Source organism: Corynebacterium sp., assembly GCF_030152825.1.
Classification (GTDB): Bacteria; Actinomycetota; Actinomycetes; order Mycobacteriales; family Mycobacteriaceae; genus Corynebacterium.
In genome coordinates, this window is the sequence record NZ_JASLIP010000074.1 from 1 (window position 1) to 15,662 (window position 15,662).

Here is a 15,662-nt window from a genome sequence, read left to right on the forward strand (position 1 = left end):
CACGATCGTTCCTTTCGCGTCCCACATCGACCACACCGAGCACGACGCCATGGTCATCATCACCGAGCGTGGCTACGCCGACCTGCGTGGTCTGGCGCCGCGTGACCGTGTGAAGAAGATGATCGAGATCGCTCACCCGGATTACCAGCCGCTGCTGGAGGAGTACTACGAGCGCGCGAAGTCCAAGGGCACTGGCCTGCAGACCCCGCACGACCTGGCTACCGCCTTTGATTTCCACATCAACCTGGCGGAGAAGGGCAGCATGAAGGGCTAGTCTTTAGCCTTCTCACGCACCTCACCCGCCCCGGTTTCCGCCGGGGCGGGTTATTTGTTTTTGGTACCTCGCCATGGGGTAAGCTGTGTTCCGCAAGCGTGGCTTGTGTGCGTGCGATTGTGCGCGTGGGCCTTTAGCTCAGTTGGTAGAGCTCCGGACTTTTAATCCGTAGGTCGTGGGTTCGAGCCCCACAGGGCCCACAATCTGAAGTTCCCCGGTCTTCATAAGGCCGGGGAATTCTTATTTGCGCTCCCGATACGCGACATCTTTGCAGGGCGAATGGCTAACTAGCGTCCAATGGCTTGGGGAGTCCTAATAGCCCGCTGCGGCACATTCTGCCGGGTCGATGTAGCCCTGTTCGCAGCCGTACTGAAACTGAAGCTCACCACTGCTCGGGTTGGGGTTGCCGTTTTCATCATGGCCATATCCGCACTTGTAGGCCGGGCAGGTGCCGCCGTCGGCGTAAGGAACTTTCGATGGATCCCAGCCCGCTGCTGCTTCCGCATCGCGGTATTCTTGGGCGCCCGGTTGATTAGCGCAGTAATCGGTGCTTTGAACGCTTCCGTCGGACATAAGTGAAGGGCCAGGGGTCCCGAATAAGCACTCGACGACGTAGACCTCGGCTGCTGGTGCTTGAATCGGATTTGGTGCGGCTGCGGGCTCGATGCTGGGGCTGGGCGTTGTGGGAGAGCTGCTGGTGACCTTAGTGCTGGTGGTCTTGCTTGTCGACGGGGTGCTGCTGGGCGTCGGGGTCTCTTCAGCGGTGGCGCATCCCGCGAAGGCGAGGGTAGTTAAGGCTGCGATTGCCGCGAGCTTTCTCATGTTGTTTCTTTCTTTGGGCGTTCAATCCGCGATGTCGGGTCCGGTCGATGTCGAGAGCATAGCGTGAGGGTCAGACAGTGAAAGCTCTTTTCGAACGCACTGACCAGTGCAACCGGGGTTTTGCTATTCCCGAACCAGCGGGCCTGTTGTGCCATAGGTTGGAAAGCATGACGGAATCCAAGAACCATGCCTCTCAGCCCCACGCTGAGGAGAACGGGGAGACCACATTTGTACCCGCCCGCATCGAATGCGCAGACGGGACCGTGTTGGCCGGGCAGTGGGTGCTGCCCGCCGGTGACGGGCCAGTGCGGAAAGCGGTGGCATTGCACCCGGCGACGGGCGTGGACATGCACCTCTATCGCAAGTTCGCGGTATTCCTCGCGGAGCGGGGCTGGGCCGGGCTGATCTATGACCTCCGTGGCACAGGGGAATCCGCGACGCCGGGTGATAAGTCCAACCGCGCGATCCGTATGAGTGACTGGATCGTCAAGGACGTTCCCGCCGCCACCCGCGCCCTCAAGGAGCGCTTCCCGGATGCTTCACGCGCTGCCGTGGGCCACTCGGTCGGTGCTCAAGGCATGCTCGCGACACAGCACGAGGAGCCCGTGGAGGCCATGGTGATGATCGCTAGCCACGCAGGCATCACCAGGACGATTCGCACCGCTGCGGAGAAGGCGAAAGTCTGGACCATTTTCAATGTGGTCACCCCAGTGTGCGAAAAACTCATGGGGTACGTGCCCGTCGAGGCCCTCGGGGTAGGCAAGTCCATTCCGCTGGGCGTGATGCTGCAATGGCGAAGCTGGGCAGCCCAGAAGCAGTACTTCTTCGACGATCCAGAGTTCGACTTCGCGGAGCGCTTCGCCAAAGCCGAGGGGCCGGTGTTATCGGTGGTCATGGGGGATGACCTCTGGGCGCACCGGGGCGCGGTGAATATCCTGACCGACAAGCTGGTCCGCGCGGACGTCCTGAAACAGGACATTGAAGCGGGGGAGGGGACCGCGAACGGACCTGTCGGGCACATGGGTTTTTATCGCTCGAAGAACCGGCATCTGTGGCCGGGTGTGGCTGAGTGGTTGGAGGCGCAGATCTAGGAATTGCGTCGCAGCGCACGGCACAGTATCTTGTTGAGACGAACCCGGTGGTCATAAAGCCCTCGTCACACGGCAATTTGGTTGTTGTGTAGGGAGCGGGTTAGACTGAGCGAGCTGTTTGAGACGCATAAAAGCGTCTTGAACGTGCTCCCATCGTCTAGTGGCCTAGGACTCCGCCCTTTCACGGCGGCAACACGGGTTCGAATCCCGTTGGGAGTACGGCCCTGTGGCGCAGTTGGTTAGCGCGCCGCCCTGTCACGGCGGAGGTCGCGAGTTCAAGTCTCGTCAGGGTCGCAAGTACTTAAATCCCCAAGCTGGTCACCAGCTTGGGGCTTTTTGTTCGCCGTAATTCTGTTGAGTCCTCCTGGGCGGCCCCTCCTGGGCGGCCCCTCCTGGGAGCGGTGGCTGACTTTAGCGAGCGGGCACTGCGCTCGAAGATGGGACAGACTCTTTCTGCCCTAGTCTTTGGCGTTCTGCCAGCCGGACGTGGGAGTCCAGCACCACGAGTTATTCAAGGGGTCCCGGCAGCGCAGGGACTCTACTGCATACTTCTTGGACTTGGTGACCGGGCTGATACTGGCGCTTGGCGTGATGATCTCGGGGAATCCCCACGTGTAACGGTCATTTTTCTTGTTTTCAACGAAGTACTGGCCCGGTGGCAGAAAATTCAGCGTGAAATTTTCCATACCGAATTGGGACCTTGCATCGATGTTGAGCTCAGTGACAGGGCCGGCATAGGGGCCCTCATTAACGATGACCAGCCCCCACTTGTTGCTGCCGTTTTCTGACTTGCACGCCCACCAGGAGGAAACCCCCGCCACTGCCTGTCGCTTCCGGCGTTCCTCATCGCGTTCAGCGGCTTCCTCCTGCCATTGGCTTTGCATGGTCTGGAAGTGGGCCTGTTGCTGCCGCGCTGCTTCGGATGCCTTCCTTTCCCACTCAGTCCTCTGTTGATCGAAGTTGAAGCGTTGTACGTGGAGCTTTTCATCCAGCTCCTGCCTTCGCAGCTCCAACTGCTGTACTTCGCGACTGGCTCTGCTGGACTCCCGGAGTGCCCACACACTGATGATGGTGGCCACGATAGATGCGATAGCCCCTAGCCATTCGCCCACTGTTCCCAATTGCACCGTTGACCTCCCTGTTCTGCATTGAGTGCTGGAACGATGGCTAAATAGATGATTTCATATCGGATCGCGCTGTGTAGGGCTTCGAAGCAATCCGCCATTGCCTGCCAAGGGTTGTCCTCTGTGGTCCGTTTGAGGCGCTCTCATTTTGGCGGGAATGTTGCATCCGAACTGCTAAAATTGGGGGAAATTACCCCGATCGAACACCATTTTGAGGAGTGGCAGTCAGCGGATGAAGGGCAACGTCGTCGACATCTATAAAGCCTTCGATGGGTCGGATAAGAAGCTGGTGATCCCCGTCTACCAGCGAAACTACGACTGGACTACGAAGTAGTGTGAGAAGCTCTTCGACGACATTGAGGACATGATCGAGTCCCAGCGCCCCAAGCACTTCTTCGGGGCAGTGGTCGGAAACCCGGAGGACTCGTTCACGTGGGTGGTCATTGACGGTCAGCAGCGTATGACCACCGTCAGCCTCCTGATGCTGGCTCTCGTCCACGCGATCGAGGCAGGCGATATTGAGGCAGGTGACGAGGATCTAGCGGGCCGACTCATGCGCAACTACCTCGAGTCCAATGAGGGAGGTGGGCAGAAATTTAAGCTCAAGCCGGTCAAAGACGACCGGGACTCCTACGCCCGTCTCTTCGGCCCAGAGGAGCATTTCAACGAAAAGTCGAAGATTACCGCGAACTACCGCTACTTCCGCGACCGGCTGCGGAAGACCAAGTTCGACGCTAAGACACTCTGGGACGACGGCATCGCGAACCTCGAGGTCATGCTGCTCGACCTAGAGAAGCAGGACAACCCGCAGCGCATCTTCGAGTCCCTCAACTCTACGGGCTTGGCCTTGAAGGAATCGGACAAGATCCGCAACTTCATCCTCATGGACCTGACCCAGCGGGAACAGAACGAGGTGTACGAGAAGTACTGGAACGAGATGGAAAAGAACGTCGACTACGCCACCGACGAGTTCATCCGCTGGTTCCTGGTCGCCCAGACTGCCAAGACGCCGAACAAGGCCGACGTATATGAGGCCTTCAAGGTGTTCACCAAGAACAGCGGTAAGAGTGCTCGGTCGATCGCGGAAGATCTGCACCAGTTCTCCCTCTATGCGCGCGAGCTGGAACGGGCTGAAACCGGTGACAGAAAGATCGATCGACGGCTGCGGAGAGCCAATCTGGTCTTCGGTGGTGTGGTGAAGCCATTCTTGTGGCAGATCTATCGGGACTTTAAGACCGGGGCTATCGGTCGCGAAGACTTCGAGAAGATCCTCGAGATCACGGAGAGCTACAACTTTCGCCGTCTCGCCTCTGGTATCCCCACCAGTGCGCTGAACAGGATTTACGCCGGCCTCTACAACGACATCAAGAAGCTGCGCAAGCATGATGAGCCGTACAGCGAGATTCTTGTGTACCTCCTCCTCAACCGTCGGGGCAGCGGCCGATTCCCCGACGACAGCGAATTCCGGGAAGCCTTCCAGACCAGGGACTTCTACGCAATGAAGACGTACCGTGGCTACGTCTTCGACGTCCTGGAGCAGGGGTCCTCCAAGGATGTGCGGGATATCGCCGGTGCTATCACGTCAAACGACCTGACCATCGAGCACATCATGCCCCAGATGCTGAGCAGGCAGTGGCGTGAGGAGCTGGGGCCCGATAGCGAGGAGATCCACTCCGTCTGGGTGAACCGCGTCGCCAACCTCACCATCACGGGCTACAACTCCGAATACTCCAACCGGCCGTTCGGGGAAAAGATGAACATGGAGGGCGGTTTCAGGAATTCCCCATTCGAGATCAATAACTACGTGAAGAGCCAGGAGAGCTGGGGCCTCGAGCAGCTGGAGACCCGAAGCAGACTACTCGCAGACCGCGCACTCGATCTCTGGCCCTACCCAGAAACGACGTTTGAGCCAGAGAAGGAGGTCATTCCCTTCGAGCCGATGGGAACTGACCGCAGCTTCACCGGAAGGAAGATCGTCGCGATTGAGCTGGAGGGGACCAAGAGCGCCGTCAATAACTGGCGCGACATGTTGGTGAAAACTATGCGCATGCTGCTGGATCAGGATCGCGAGGGGGTGCTTGGCGTGGCGGAACGCATCGCCCACTTGGAAACCGAAAACGGTCGCGAACTTTCGGAAAGCGATCCGAACTGGCGACTCATCGACCCGGCGCTAGCTGTCTACGTCGCAACGCCGACAGAGTACAAGATAAGTATGCTGCGTAGGGTCTGTGACGCCATCGGTTACGACCCGGACGAGATCGTGATCTACATGCGGCCAGAAGCTTCTGATCAGGATGCCGTGGGCTCGGACGATGGTGAAGTCGAGGAGTCGCCCAATGACGACCTCGTCGCGTCGAAGGCTCTGATCGACGAACTCGTCGGAGCATCCCTGACCGAGGCTGACACCGCGGATGAGCGCGCGAACTTGGTCCAAGCTGTGTCTCAGCACACCGTCGACAACCCCCAGGAACTGATCGGGGGCCGCACGGTGCAGCAATTCCTGGATCAAACCGAGGCGGAAGATATTACCCCGGAGCAGGCGTTGGCGTGTCTGACGCTTTATCAGCAGATTTCGGAGCTGATGGGCGTGCAGGTGTGGCACAACGCGATCGTGTCCGGGGAGGTCAGCACACTGCTTGGAGTTTTCGAGCGGGCCTAGTTGTGCGGGCATCGGTGGGCGGGGCGTCCGATAAGCCTTAAAAATTCATGAGAATGTGCCACACTGAGATTCTTGCGCAACTTACGACCTACCATTCAGCGCACCCACGCTAAGGGGCTGGCCTCGAAAACGCTAGCTGTCGCTATCTTGCCGCTAGCGCTGTCCGCGTGCTCTGATAGCGGGTCTGAGGGCGAGGACTCTCGACCCACCGTCACCCTGACGACGACCAAGCCCGCAAAGGCTAAGAAGGGCGACGAGCGGCGAGAGGGCTCTGAGCCTTCCAAGGATCCAAAGCGTCAGGCGACCGCTGGGGAGTGCCCTTACCCGGTGATTGAAAACCCGAAGGGGTCCGGCAGCGCAAAGCCAGGGGAAGAAATTGCCCTGTTCTGTGACGGTGAATGGCTTCATGCTGCCAAGTATCAAACCGATTTTTTGTGGATTGAACACTACGACGGTTCCCGGTGGCAGAAGGTGGACTACGACGGGCGAAACCCTGGCGGCCTCCAATCGCCGTGCTACTCGGAAGCCAAGCTGCGGAAGAAGGGTGCGCCGCAAGAACTGATCGACGAGATCATTCTCTGTCAGTAGACCTCGAAGGGCCTTCGTGTGCTCTCTGCGGAATCGCTGGCCCACCTGCGAAAACCCGCGAATCTTCGCCGTGATTTGTGCCTACGTTAACCCCTGGGTATAGTTACCACTCGTGCAATAGCGCACGGCCCTGTGGCGCAGTTGGTTAGCGCGCCGCCCTGTCACGGCGGAGGTCGCGAGTTCAAGTCTCGTCAGGGTCGCTGTGAAGCCTAGCGCTTCTCGGCCAGATAGCTCAGTCGGTAGAGCGTTCGCCTGAAAAGTGAAAGGTCCCCGGTTCGATCCCGGGTCTGGCCACACTCCAAGCCCCATCCCTACGGATGGGGCTTTTTGCGTCCCTGGGGTCTGCCAAACACTCGGGAAACGCTCAATTCTGGGCCCGAAATCGGGCATTTCCCAAGTAGGTTGACAATTCTGTGAACTCGGGGAAATATCCTTAGATGCAACGCACGAATGCGTTGCGACCTCATTCGGTGAGGCTCCTGCGTGAACACAGGCTACTGTTCTTGGCTGATCGAGAGATCTCCCAAGGGTAGGACAGGTTCTCCCGGCTTAAGGGTTAACCCTAAGTGGCTGTTGCAGAAGGCGAAGCAGCAGAACAACAACTGCATCGCAACCGCAACTCACGTCACGCAGTGTCAAAGCTCTGATGTGGAGGATTACCATGCGTGACTTTCTTATTTCTTCCGGGCATCGCAAACCCCGGGTTCCCTAAGCGCTAACCCTTCGCTGCGAAGCCGCAGCAATCCAAGAAAAGTCGCAATCTTCGCGTGCCCAAAAATTTTCTCCATCGGCACCGAAATCTCAACGTGCGGCGTTCAGCCAGCATCATTGCCCGCTGCCACGAGCCCAAGACGTGCGCCCCAAAGCCAGCGATGCTTAACCGCGCCCAAGCCCCAGGAAGGAGGCCGATTACCCATGCCCAGCGACGAACCTGTTCCCAGTTGTTCTCAGAAATTCATCACAAAACTACTGCTGAGGAGGCCTCCCAATGATGGCTATCAAGAACGCAACCAACACCCGCCAAGCGGCAGCTAAGACCCTGCGCACCCAGGTAGACCGCAACATGACGCTGGACCTGGACCGCTGGCTGGCAACTTTCCCCAACCCCACCGAGCGCACCCGCCAGGTCAGCCAGCTGTGGCTGCCGGACCTTGCTGGGCTCACCGTTGAGCTCGACATCAGTGAGCTCACCCGCATGGTCGAGTCCGTTGGTGTGACGGCCGGCGTGCGGATTATCAACTCGATCGGTTTTCACCGCGCCCTCGAGGTGTTTGCCCAGCTGGGCGTATTCGATGCGGCGAATGTGATGCGTGATCTGCCCGGCAAAAATGCCCACACGATCCTCGCCGAGCTCCCCACCGAGCGAGCGGATCAGGTCCGTGAGCTGCTCAAGTACGATGCCGAGTCCGCGGGCGGCAACATGACCCCCAGCGTGCTTCGCGCACCCATCAACGCCACCGCAGGAGAGGCGATGGAAGCCATTCGGAAGGCAGCGCGCACCGCGGACGTCCCGTCCTATGTCTACCTCGAGGACGCTGCGGGCACACTGGCGGGCGTCGTATCCCTGCGCGAGCTGGTCTTCGCCGATCCACAGGCCCCGCTGACCGAGGTCGCACAACTAAGCGTCCGCAGCGTCGATGCGGATACCGACCAGGAGCAGGTCGCCCAACTGATCGCGGATTACGACCTCCACGCCATCCCAGTGCTGGCGGACGGCAAGCTCATCGGAGCTGTCACCGCTGACCGGGCTCACGACATCATGGAGGAAGAAACTACCGAAGACTTTGCGCGCATGAGCTCCTTGAGCAGCGCCCGTTCCATCACGAACTCTTCTATCGGCACGCTGTTCCGCAGCCGAGTGACCTGGCTGGTCATCCTGGTGTTCGGCAACCTGTTTTCTGGTGCCGGGATCGCCCACTTCGAGGACCTGATCGCCAGCGCCGTGACTCTAGTGTTCTTCCTTCCGCTGCTCATCGATTCCGGCGGCAACGCGGGCTCGCAGTCCGCGACGCTCATGGTTCGCGCCCTGGCAGTCGGGGACGTCAAGCTCGCCGACTGGGGCCGCTGCCTCGGCAAGGAACTCGGCGTGGCTCTGATGCTCGGCGTCACGATGGCAGCCGCAGTGTCCGTGCTGGGGATCTACCGGGGTGGCCCGCAGGTGGCTCTCGTCGTGGCCCTGTCCATGTTCTTGATCGTCATCGTTGGGTGCCTGATCGGTATGTCCCTGCCGTTCATCCTGGCGAAGCTGAACATGGATCCGGCCTCCGCTTCTGCGCCTCTGATTACCTCAATCTGCGACGGACTTGGCGTGATCATCTACTTCACGATCGCCAACCAGCTGATCCTCTAGAACCCTGAGAATCATCCCGCACGCGCGTAAAATTGCGGGTATTCGGGCTCGCCACCCGCGGCGGGCCAACCCAACCCAGCCGAAAGGGGAGTGCAATGACTGCATCCGATTCCCAGCGCCAAGTCCGCAAGGAGTCCGGCCGCTTCGTCATCGAGGTCGACGGCCAGGAGGCCGGCTTCGCCGAATTTCAGGACGCCGCCGGCGTCCGCGATTTCAACCACACCGTCGTCGATTCCGCGTTCCGCGGCCAGGGATTGTCAAAGCCTCTCATCTCGCAGGCTCTGGATGCCACCCGCGAGGAGGGGCTGAAGGTCCGCCCGACCTGCACGGCCGTGGCGGGATTCATCGATAAGAATAAGGAAGACTACGGCGATCTCGTCGCCGAGTAGATCTAGACGGTCCTAGACGGCGCCGTCGACGTCGTTATCCGTGCTATCGGGATCGTTCTTAGGGGCACTGCCATCGGAAGAGGCAGTGCCCTTCTTCTGCATTTCGGCGACCCACCGCACCGCGTCGACCAGCGGGGTGCGCTGATCCTTCCGGCGGGGACGCACCTTGGCCGGGATGCCGGTGAGGATCGAATCCGCCGGCGCGTCCTTTGTCACCACGGCGTTCGCGCCGATCACGGAGTTGTCGCCGATGGTGATGGGCCCCAGCACCTTCGCGCCAGCGCCCACGGTCACCCCGTTGCCGATGGTGGGGTGGCGCTTGGTCTGGGTCAACACCTGCCCGCCCAGGGTCACCCCGTGGTAGAGCATGACGTCGTCGCCGATCTCCGTGGTCTCGCCGATGACGACCCCCATGCCGTGGTCAATGAAGAACCGGCGACCGATGGTCGCGCCTGGGTGAATCTCGATGCCGGTGAAAAAGCGCGAGGCCTGGGCGAGGATCCGGGCCGGGCCCTTCAGCCCGCGTTGCCACATGGCATGGGCCACCCGGTGCGCCCAGATGGCGTGGAGCCCGGAGTACACGATGGCATTTTCAAGATCGCCTCGTGCGGCGGGGTCGTGCAGGCGGGCGTTCTTCAGATCCTCCCGGATCGTGGCAAAAATGCTCACGTGCGATCCTCTTTCTTCACATCGAATTTTTTGCTCCCTGTGCTGCCGGGTTGGGCATCCCAGCGGGCCTATTCATTAGCTGGAGGGAAGCATACTCATCATATGCAGCACGCCACCGCCGTGGCGTATTCCCGAAAGTTTTATTCCGGGTGGCCAACGGCGGTGGCGTGCAGAGATTGAGCGGGCTGTATCCGGGCTCGGGTGAGCCCGGAGCTTCGCCTCTTCTAGTCGCGCAGGTCCTCGAAGAGCAGGGTGGAGACGTAGCGCTCACCGAAGTCCGGCAGGATCGCGACGATGGTCTTACCCTCGTTCTCCGGCTTCTGAGCCTCCTGCAGTGCGCCCCAGACGGCTGCGCCGCCGGAGATGCCGCCCAGAATGCCCTCGGAGACCGCGAGCTCGCGTGCGGTCTCCACCGACTCCTCGAGTGGGGCGTCGATCACGCGATCGAGGACGTCCTTATCGAGGGTTTCCGGGAAGAAGTTGGTGCCCAGGCCCTGGATCTTGTGCGGGCCGAAGCGGCCCTCGGTCAGCAGCGGGGAATCTGCCGGCTCGACGCCGACGATCTCGATGCTCTCCTTCTTTTCCTTCAGGTACTTCGCGGCGCCGGAGATGGTGCCACCGGTGCCGATGCCGGCGACGAAGATATCCACCTTGCCGTCGGTGTCCTCGAAGACCTCCGGGCCCGTGGTCTCGTAGTGCTTCTTCGGGTTGGCCGGGTTCTTGAACTGGCTAGCCAAGATGGAGTTCTCGGTGGACTCGACCAGCTCGTTAGCCTTGTCGACCGCACCCTGCATGCCGGCGGAACCCGGGGTCAGTACCAGCTCGGCGCCAAGAGCGCGCAGCATGATGCGGCGCTCGTTAGACATCGTCTCTGGCATCGTGAGCACCACCTTGTAACCGCGAGCCGCGCCGACCATGGCCAGTGCGATACCGGTGTTACCGGAGGTTGCCTCGATAATGGTGCCGCCCGGCTTCAGCTCGCCAGCGTCCTCGGCAGCCTGAACGATAGCCAGACCAATACGGTCCTTCACGGAGTTGCCTGGGTTGGCGGCCTCGATCTTCAGCAGCACATCAGCCTTGTAACCCTCGGTGAGCTTGTTGAGCTTGACCAGCGGGGTATTGCCGATGAGCTCGGTGATGTTCTCGTAAATCGTTGCCATTTTTCTGGTTTACCTTTCCTGGTTGCGAATCAGCCTGAAGTAAAATAGACTGATCTGTCTACCCGTAATGATACCCGCCCTTGGGGTTGTAAGGCAATGGTGAAGACGGGAATTGGCCAAGCTGGTGACGTCCTTAACAAAAATGGGCACAATGGACAGCGGAAGAAAACAGCGAAACAGTTTCACGCGCATACCCCAGAAGAAGAGAGGTTACGATGAGCGAGAACGTCATCCTCACCAGCACCGATAACCGCGTCGCCACGATCCGACTCAATCGCCCGGAGGCGCTCAACGCGCTCAACAGCGAACTCATGCACGCCGTCGTGGACGCTGTTGAGGGCTTCGACCAGGACCCGAATATCGGCGCGATTGTCATCACTGGCAGCGATAAAGCCTTCGCCGCGGGCGCTGACATCAAGCAGATGCAGTCCGAGACCTACCCCGAGATCCGTCAGAAGAAGATGTTCCTGGAGTGGGAGCGCGTCGCGCAGGTCTCCACCCCAATCATCACGGCTGTCAACGGCTTCGCGCTCGGCGGTGGCTGCGAGGTCGCGATGATCGGCGACATCCTGCTGGCTAGTGAGAAGGCCAAGTTTGGCCAGCCGGAAATCACCCTGGGCATCATCCCGGGCATGGGCGGCACCCAGCGCCTGACCCGCGCGGTGGGCAAGGCTAAGGCGATGGATTTGATCCTCACAGGCCGCATGATGGACGCACAGGAAGCGGAGAGCTCCGGCCTTGTGTCCCGTGTGCTGCCCGTCGAAGGCTTCGACGAGGCGGTCCAGGAAGTCGCCGCCAAGGTTGCTGGCATGTCCAAGGTTGCTACCACCGCCGCGACCGACATGGTGGACGCCGCCTACGAGACCACCCTGCGCCAAGGGCTGCTCAGCGAGCGCGATGCCTTCTGGTCCCTGTTTGCCACGGAGGATCAGAAGGAAGGTATGGCCGCCTTCGTGGAGAAGCGCAAGCCGGAGTGGCAGCACCGCTAAGGATCGCTGCTCGTCCGGCGGTTGCGGGATGAGCGGGCTTAGCCTTTGAGAAAACGACGGGGCACACTAGGAAACATGGCTAAGAAGAAGACCTTCAAGAGGACGATTGCGCTGTCGCCAGCAGAGGCGTACGGCGTATTGAGCAGCGAGGAATATCTGCTGAGCGTGGACCAGCCCACGGATGGCTCCACGGTCGAGATCGTCGACTCGGACATCGCCCGCACCCCGGAGGGGCAGATCACTGCCCAAGTTCAGGTCGAGATCACGCCTGCCGGACCTGCAGCCGAAGGTGCCGGGGCGGCCGACGGGGCTGCGGGTGAGTCAGGCGAGGGGCAGCCGAAACAGCCGATGCGCCTCCAGCAGACCACTACAGTGGAACCGCTGACGGGGGAGACCTGCGTGGTCGAAACCGCCATGCCCCTCCCGCAGGGGCTGGGGGAGATGCGCCTGCACTTCACCTACACGCCGCAGCGCAAGGACCCGCAGTCCAGCGACGTTGTCATCGAAGTATCGGTGGACGTGAGCGTTCCAGTTCCGATGGTCGGCGGCATGATCGCGCGCAAGATCCTGGGCGATGCAGATAACACCATCGACAAGGGGCTGGCGCGCATCGAAGCGGAGGGGCTATCCCGCCGCTAGCGTGAAGAATCAGGTGAGCGGGGTCCAGCGTATGGATTCTGCTAACCGCCTGTGCGTTCCCTGATGAAGGGCTTGGCGTACGGGCGGTTTTCGCTTTAGTGGGGGGATTTTGGGGGTAGTTAGCGGGTGATCTATACTTTGCTTGGCTACCTGCTAACCCCTAAAAGGGGGAGTGTTTGGTGGAAAAACTTCGGCCCGTTTTGGCGCCCCGCGCCGGCCGGGCCGCTGAGTAACAGTGCCAGGAGCATCGGCCGCGCTAAACCGGTGCTCGTGGTTGGTCGCTGGGGAAGCGCCGCGCCCTGCGCGGTGGACTTCCCACACACAAGGGAGTGATCCGTGGAAAAGCGGCGTCTTAGCGATGACGATCAGGCAGTCCAGAAGGCTCTGGACTACCTCAAGGCGCAAACGGCAATCCCCGTCACCATGTACGGGGAAGTCAAAAGCCCGAAGAAGCTCCAGATCGTCAACTGGATCGGGCTTCGTACCCCCGCGTTGGAAAACCTCGAGGTGGTCAGCGCAGCAGGTGTCGGCGGACGCGTCATGGCCACCCGGCGTCCGGTCGGTGTCTCCGACTACACCCGAGCCAAGGCCATCAGCCACGAGTACGACTCCCTCATTTGCGATGAAGGCCTGCACTCGCTCGTTGCCGTGCCGGTAATCGTGAGCCGTTCGCTACGGGGCGTTCTCTACGCCGGCATCCACTCCCGAGCTCGCCTGGGGGATAAGGTCCTGGAGGAAGTCACCATGACCGCCCGCTGCCTCGAGCAGGAGCTCGCTATCAACGCGGCGATGCGCGAGCGTGCCTCCGGTGCGCCCGCGCAGGCAGCCTCGGAAGGCAAGGCCGCCGAGGACGCCCCGAAGCCCTCCGGCTCGTTGAATAGCGCCGAATGGGAGCAGGTCCGCGCGACCCACTCCAAGCTGCGTATGCTCGCCAGCCGCGTGGAGGACGAGACCCTCCGCCGCGACCTGGAGGCACTGTGCGCCCAGATGGTCTCCCCAGTCCGCGTCAAGCAGACCACCAAGTTGTCCGCCCGCGAGCTGGACGTGCTGTCCTGCGTCGCCCTCGGCCACACGAACGTCGAGGCGGCGGAGGAGATGGGCATCGGCGCGGAAACCGTGAAAAGCTACCTGCGCTCCGTCATGCGCAAGCTTGGTGCCCACACCCGCTACGAGGCCGTCAACGCTGCCCGCCGCATCGGCGCCCTGCCTTAAAGCATCGCTCTGCCTTAAAACACAGTGGTCACGCGGGGCCTCCGCCGTCTCGCTTGATGTCCGGGCCACACCCCACGGGGCGTCGGTCGGCAGCTGTGGAAGGTTTTAACGCGTATCCTTGGCTGTTGTGAACGACAGTTTTGTGGTGAATGGAGGCGCCCGGCTGCAGGGCGCTGTGAAAGTCAGTGGCGCGAAAAACAGCGTGCTTAAGCTCATGAGTGCCGCCATGCTCGCCGAGGGCCGGACAGTCCTGAAGAACTGCCCGCAGATCTCGGACGTCCCTTACATGGCGGACGTCCTTCGGGGCCTTGGCTGCGACGTTGAGCTCGACGGTGGCACCGTCGTCATCGACGTCCCGGCGGAGATCAATCACGACGCCGACTTCGACGCTGTCCGCCAGTTCCGCGCATCCGTCGCCGTTCTTGGCCCACTGACCGCGCGCTGCCACCGTGCGCGAGTCGCTCTCCCCGGCGGCGACGCCATCGGCTCCCGCCCCCTCGATATGCACCAGACCGGGCTGGAGACGCTCGGTGCCACCACCCGCATTGAGCACGGTTGCGTGGTTGCAGAGACCGACGGCCTGCACGGTGCGGAGATTAAGCTCGACTTTCCCTCGGTCGGAGCGACGGAAAACATCCTAACCGCAGCAGTTCTGGCTAATGGCGTCACCGTCCTGGATAACGCCGCCCGCGAGCCGGAGATCGTCGACCTGTGCAACATGCTCAACGAAATGGGCGCGAAGGTCGAGGGCGGGGGATCGAACGTCATCACCGTCACCGGCGTGGAGAAGTTGCATCCGGTTGAGCACGAGGTGGTCGGTGACCGCATCGTCGCCGGCACGTGGGCGTATGCCGCAGCGATCACCCAGGGGGACGTCACCGTCGGCGGCATCGACCCGCAACACCTGCACCTTCCGCTGGAGAAGCTCAAGCTCGCCGGCGCACGCGTGGAGACCTACCCGACTGGCTTCCGCGTCGTGCAGGAATCCAAGCCCACCGCGGTGGATTATCAGACCCTTCCTTTCCCCGGCTTCCCGACTGATCTGCAGCCGATGGCGATTGCGCTGTGCGTGGCCTCGGAGGGGATGAGCGTGATCACGGAGAACATCTTCGAATCCCGCTTCCGCTTCGTCGACGAGCTCGTCCGTCTTGGCGCGGACGCCAGCGTCGACGGTCACCATGTGGTCATTAGGGGAGGACGTCAGTTGTCCTCTGCGCCGGTGTGGTCCTCAGATATCCGTGCCGGGGTGGGGCTGGTGCTCGCCGGGCTGATTGCCGATGGCGAGACGGAGGTCCACGACGTCTATCACATCGATCGTGGCTACGAGGACTTCGTCGGCACGCTGTGCAGCCTCGGCGCGGACATTCGCCGCGTGGAGCGCTAGTAGCGAAGGCGGTTACCGCCTAACACGGGATATAAACACCGATACCCTGGGTCAGAATGAACTCTGACCTGGGGTTTTGTGTTTGTTGTGGGGTGTGTGTAGATTATTGATCTGCAAGGCCGCCGGCGCTGATGCCGGGTGGTTGGGTTCCCCTTCGGTCTTGTTTCCTTATCACTGTCTTTGGTGAACGGTGAGTGATCGAGAGTTTTTCTCCGGTTTGCTTCTGGTTCATGTGGGTGATAAGCTCGGAATCCGCCTTAACGTGAAGCGCCACAGTGTTGTGGGTGTGGAGTGTTGTGTGCATATGTTGTT

General features: G+C 61.0%; 15 protein-coding genes, 5 tRNA genes, 2 pseudogenes and 1 riboswitch. Of the genes and pseudogenes, 17 read left to right on the plus strand and 5 right to left on the minus strand.

Annotated features, from left to right (window positions below; all coding sequences use genetic code 11):
* Both Q1V78_RS08000 and Q1V78_RS08005 read left to right on the plus strand, forming a co-directional pair.
* Positions 1-274 (plus strand): acetyl-CoA hydrolase/transferase C-terminal domain-containing protein (locus Q1V78_RS08000; RefSeq protein ID WP_300613406.1); only part of this gene is annotated, 274 nt, incomplete at its 5' end.
* A 127-nt stretch (positions 275-401) separates the two neighbouring features.
* Positions 402-474: transfer RNA gene (locus tag Q1V78_RS08005), tRNA-Lys, on the plus strand.
* 112 nt (positions 475-586) lie between these two features.
* On the opposite strand, the gene Q1V78_RS08010 is transcribed toward Q1V78_RS08005, so the two are convergent.
* The gene (locus tag Q1V78_RS08010) at positions 587-847 is read right to left on the minus strand and encodes a hypothetical protein (protein WP_300613407.1); all 261 of its coding nucleotides are present in this window, start codon (positions 845-847) and stop codon (positions 587-589) included.
* A gap of 91 nt (positions 848-938) precedes the next feature.
* On the opposite strand from Q1V78_RS08010, the gene Q1V78_RS08015 reads away from it, so the two are divergent.
* The 4 genes from Q1V78_RS08015 (at position 939) to Q1V78_RS08030 (ending at position 2,481) form a co-directional block, all read left to right on the plus strand.
* Positions 939-1,163, plus strand: a complete 225-nt coding sequence (locus Q1V78_RS08015; protein ID WP_300613409.1) for a hypothetical protein — start codon at positions 939-941, stop codon at positions 1,161-1,163.
* Between the two features lie 100 nt (positions 1,164-1,263).
* Complete coding sequence (locus Q1V78_RS08020) at positions 1,264-2,187, plus strand: alpha/beta fold hydrolase (protein WP_300613411.1); 924 nt, start codon at positions 1,264-1,266, stop codon at positions 2,185-2,187.
* A 146-nt stretch (positions 2,188-2,333) separates the two neighbouring features.
* Positions 2,334-2,406 (plus strand) — tRNA-Glu (locus Q1V78_RS08025).
* 1 nt (position 2,407) lies between these two features.
* Positions 2,408-2,481: transfer RNA gene (locus tag Q1V78_RS08030), tRNA-Asp, on the plus strand.
* Between the two features lie 164 nt (positions 2,482-2,645).
* Here the strand turns inward: Q1V78_RS08030 and Q1V78_RS08035 are convergent.
* Positions 2,646-3,266, minus strand: a complete 621-nt coding sequence (locus Q1V78_RS08035) for a hypothetical protein (protein WP_300613413.1) — start codon at positions 3,264-3,266, stop codon at positions 2,646-2,648.
* A 391-nt stretch (positions 3,267-3,657) separates the two neighbouring features.
* On the opposite strand from Q1V78_RS08035, the pseudogene Q1V78_RS08040 reads away from it, so the two are divergent.
* The 7 genes and pseudogenes from Q1V78_RS08040 to Q1V78_RS08070 all read left to right on the plus strand — a co-directional run.
* A pseudogene (locus Q1V78_RS08040) lies at positions 3,658-4,179 on the plus strand (DUF262 domain-containing protein); the annotation flags it as partial.
* A 69-nt stretch (positions 4,180-4,248) separates the two neighbouring features.
* Complete coding sequence (locus tag Q1V78_RS08045) at positions 4,249-5,970, plus strand: HNH endonuclease family protein (RefSeq protein ID WP_300613435.1); 1,722 nt, start codon at positions 4,249-4,251, stop codon at positions 5,968-5,970.
* Between the two features lie 327 nt (positions 5,971-6,297).
* Positions 6,298-6,558, plus strand: a complete 261-nt coding sequence (locus Q1V78_RS08050; RefSeq protein WP_300613415.1) for a hypothetical protein — start codon at positions 6,298-6,300, stop codon at positions 6,556-6,558.
* A gap of 126 nt (positions 6,559-6,684) precedes the next feature.
* Positions 6,685-6,758: transfer RNA gene (locus Q1V78_RS08055), tRNA-Asp, on the plus strand.
* Positions 6,759-6,779: 21 nt separating this feature from the next.
* Positions 6,780-6,852: transfer RNA gene (locus Q1V78_RS08060), tRNA-Phe, on the plus strand.
* 161 nt (positions 6,853-7,013) lie between these two features.
* Positions 7,014-7,219, plus strand: a riboswitch (M-box (ykoK) riboswitch).
* Between the two features lie 330 nt (positions 7,220-7,549).
* Positions 7,550-8,908 (plus strand): magnesium transporter, encoded by a 1,359-nt coding sequence (gene mgtE / locus Q1V78_RS08065; protein WP_300613417.1) that lies wholly within the window; start codon positions 7,550-7,552, stop codon positions 8,906-8,908.
* Between the two features lie 95 nt (positions 8,909-9,003).
* Positions 9,004-9,297 carry a GNAT family N-acetyltransferase gene (locus Q1V78_RS08070; protein ID WP_300613419.1) on the plus strand — a complete coding sequence of 98 codons (294 nt, stop codon included), beginning with the start codon at positions 9,004-9,006 and terminating at the stop codon, positions 9,295-9,297.
* Between the two features lie 105 nt (positions 9,298-9,402).
* Here the strand turns inward: Q1V78_RS08070 and epsC are convergent.
* Both epsC and cysK read right to left on the minus strand, forming a co-directional pair.
* A pseudogene (gene epsC / locus Q1V78_RS08075) lies at positions 9,403-9,966 on the minus strand (serine O-acetyltransferase EpsC); the annotation flags it as partial.
* A gap of 224 nt (positions 9,967-10,190) precedes the next feature.
* Positions 10,191-11,126 carry a cysteine synthase A gene (cysK, locus tag Q1V78_RS08080; RefSeq protein WP_300613423.1) on the minus strand — a complete coding sequence of 312 codons (936 nt, stop codon included), beginning with the start codon at positions 11,124-11,126 and terminating at the stop codon, positions 10,191-10,193.
* A 215-nt stretch (positions 11,127-11,341) separates the two neighbouring features.
* Between cysK and Q1V78_RS08085 the strand changes: the two genes are divergently transcribed.
* The 4 genes from Q1V78_RS08085 (at position 11,342) to murA (ending at position 15,350) form a co-directional block, all read left to right on the plus strand.
* Positions 11,342-12,115, plus strand: a complete 774-nt coding sequence (locus Q1V78_RS08085) for an enoyl-CoA hydratase-related protein (RefSeq protein ID WP_300613425.1) — start codon at positions 11,342-11,344, stop codon at positions 12,113-12,115.
* Positions 12,116-12,190: 75 nt separating this feature from the next.
* On the plus strand, positions 12,191-12,754 hold the full coding sequence (locus Q1V78_RS08090) for a DUF2505 family protein (RefSeq protein ID WP_300613427.1): 564 nt from the start codon (positions 12,191-12,193) through the stop codon (positions 12,752-12,754).
* Positions 12,755-13,090: 336 nt separating this feature from the next.
* Complete coding sequence (locus Q1V78_RS08095; RefSeq protein ID WP_300613429.1) at positions 13,091-13,966, plus strand: LuxR C-terminal-related transcriptional regulator; 876 nt, start codon at positions 13,091-13,093, stop codon at positions 13,964-13,966.
* A 127-nt stretch (positions 13,967-14,093) separates the two neighbouring features.
* Positions 14,094-15,350, plus strand: a complete 1,257-nt coding sequence (gene murA, locus Q1V78_RS08100; RefSeq protein ID WP_300613431.1) for a UDP-N-acetylglucosamine 1-carboxyvinyltransferase — start codon at positions 14,094-14,096, stop codon at positions 15,348-15,350.
* Positions 15,351-15,453: 103 nt separating this feature from the next.
* On the opposite strand, the gene Q1V78_RS08105 is transcribed toward murA, so the two are convergent.
* Positions 15,454-15,662, minus strand: a 209-nt coding sequence (locus Q1V78_RS08105) for a hypothetical protein (protein WP_300613433.1), incomplete at its 5' end; no start/stop codon positions are given.

Coding starts and splice junctions, on each gene's coding strand:
- Q1V78_RS08085 (WP_300613425.1), top strand. CDS start 11,342: ATGAGCGAGAACGTCATCCTCACCAGCACCGATAACCGCGTCGCCACG.
- Q1V78_RS08090 (WP_300613427.1), top strand. CDS start 12,191: ATGGCTAAGAAGAAGACCTTCAAGAGGACGATTGCGCTGTCGCCAGCA.
- mgtE (WP_300613417.1), top strand. CDS start 7,550: ATGGCTATCAAGAACGCAACCAACACCCGCCAAGCGGCAGCTAAGACC.
- Q1V78_RS08020 (WP_300613411.1), top strand. CDS start 1,264: ATGACGGAATCCAAGAACCATGCCTCTCAGCCCCACGCTGAGGAGAAC.
- cysK (WP_300613423.1), bottom strand. CDS start 11,126: ATGGCAACGATTTACGAGAACATCACCGAGCTCATCGGCAATACCCCG.
- Q1V78_RS08070 (WP_300613419.1), top strand. CDS start 9,004: ATGACTGCATCCGATTCCCAGCGCCAAGTCCGCAAGGAGTCCGGCCGC.
- Q1V78_RS08015 (WP_300613409.1), top strand. CDS start 939: ATGCTGGGGCTGGGCGTTGTGGGAGAGCTGCTGGTGACCTTAGTGCTG.
- Q1V78_RS08010 (WP_300613407.1), bottom strand. CDS start 847: ATGTCCGACGGAAGCGTTCAAAGCACCGATTACTGCGCTAATCAACCG.
- Q1V78_RS08045 (WP_300613435.1), top strand. CDS start 4,249: ATGGAAAAGAACGTCGACTACGCCACCGACGAGTTCATCCGCTGGTTC.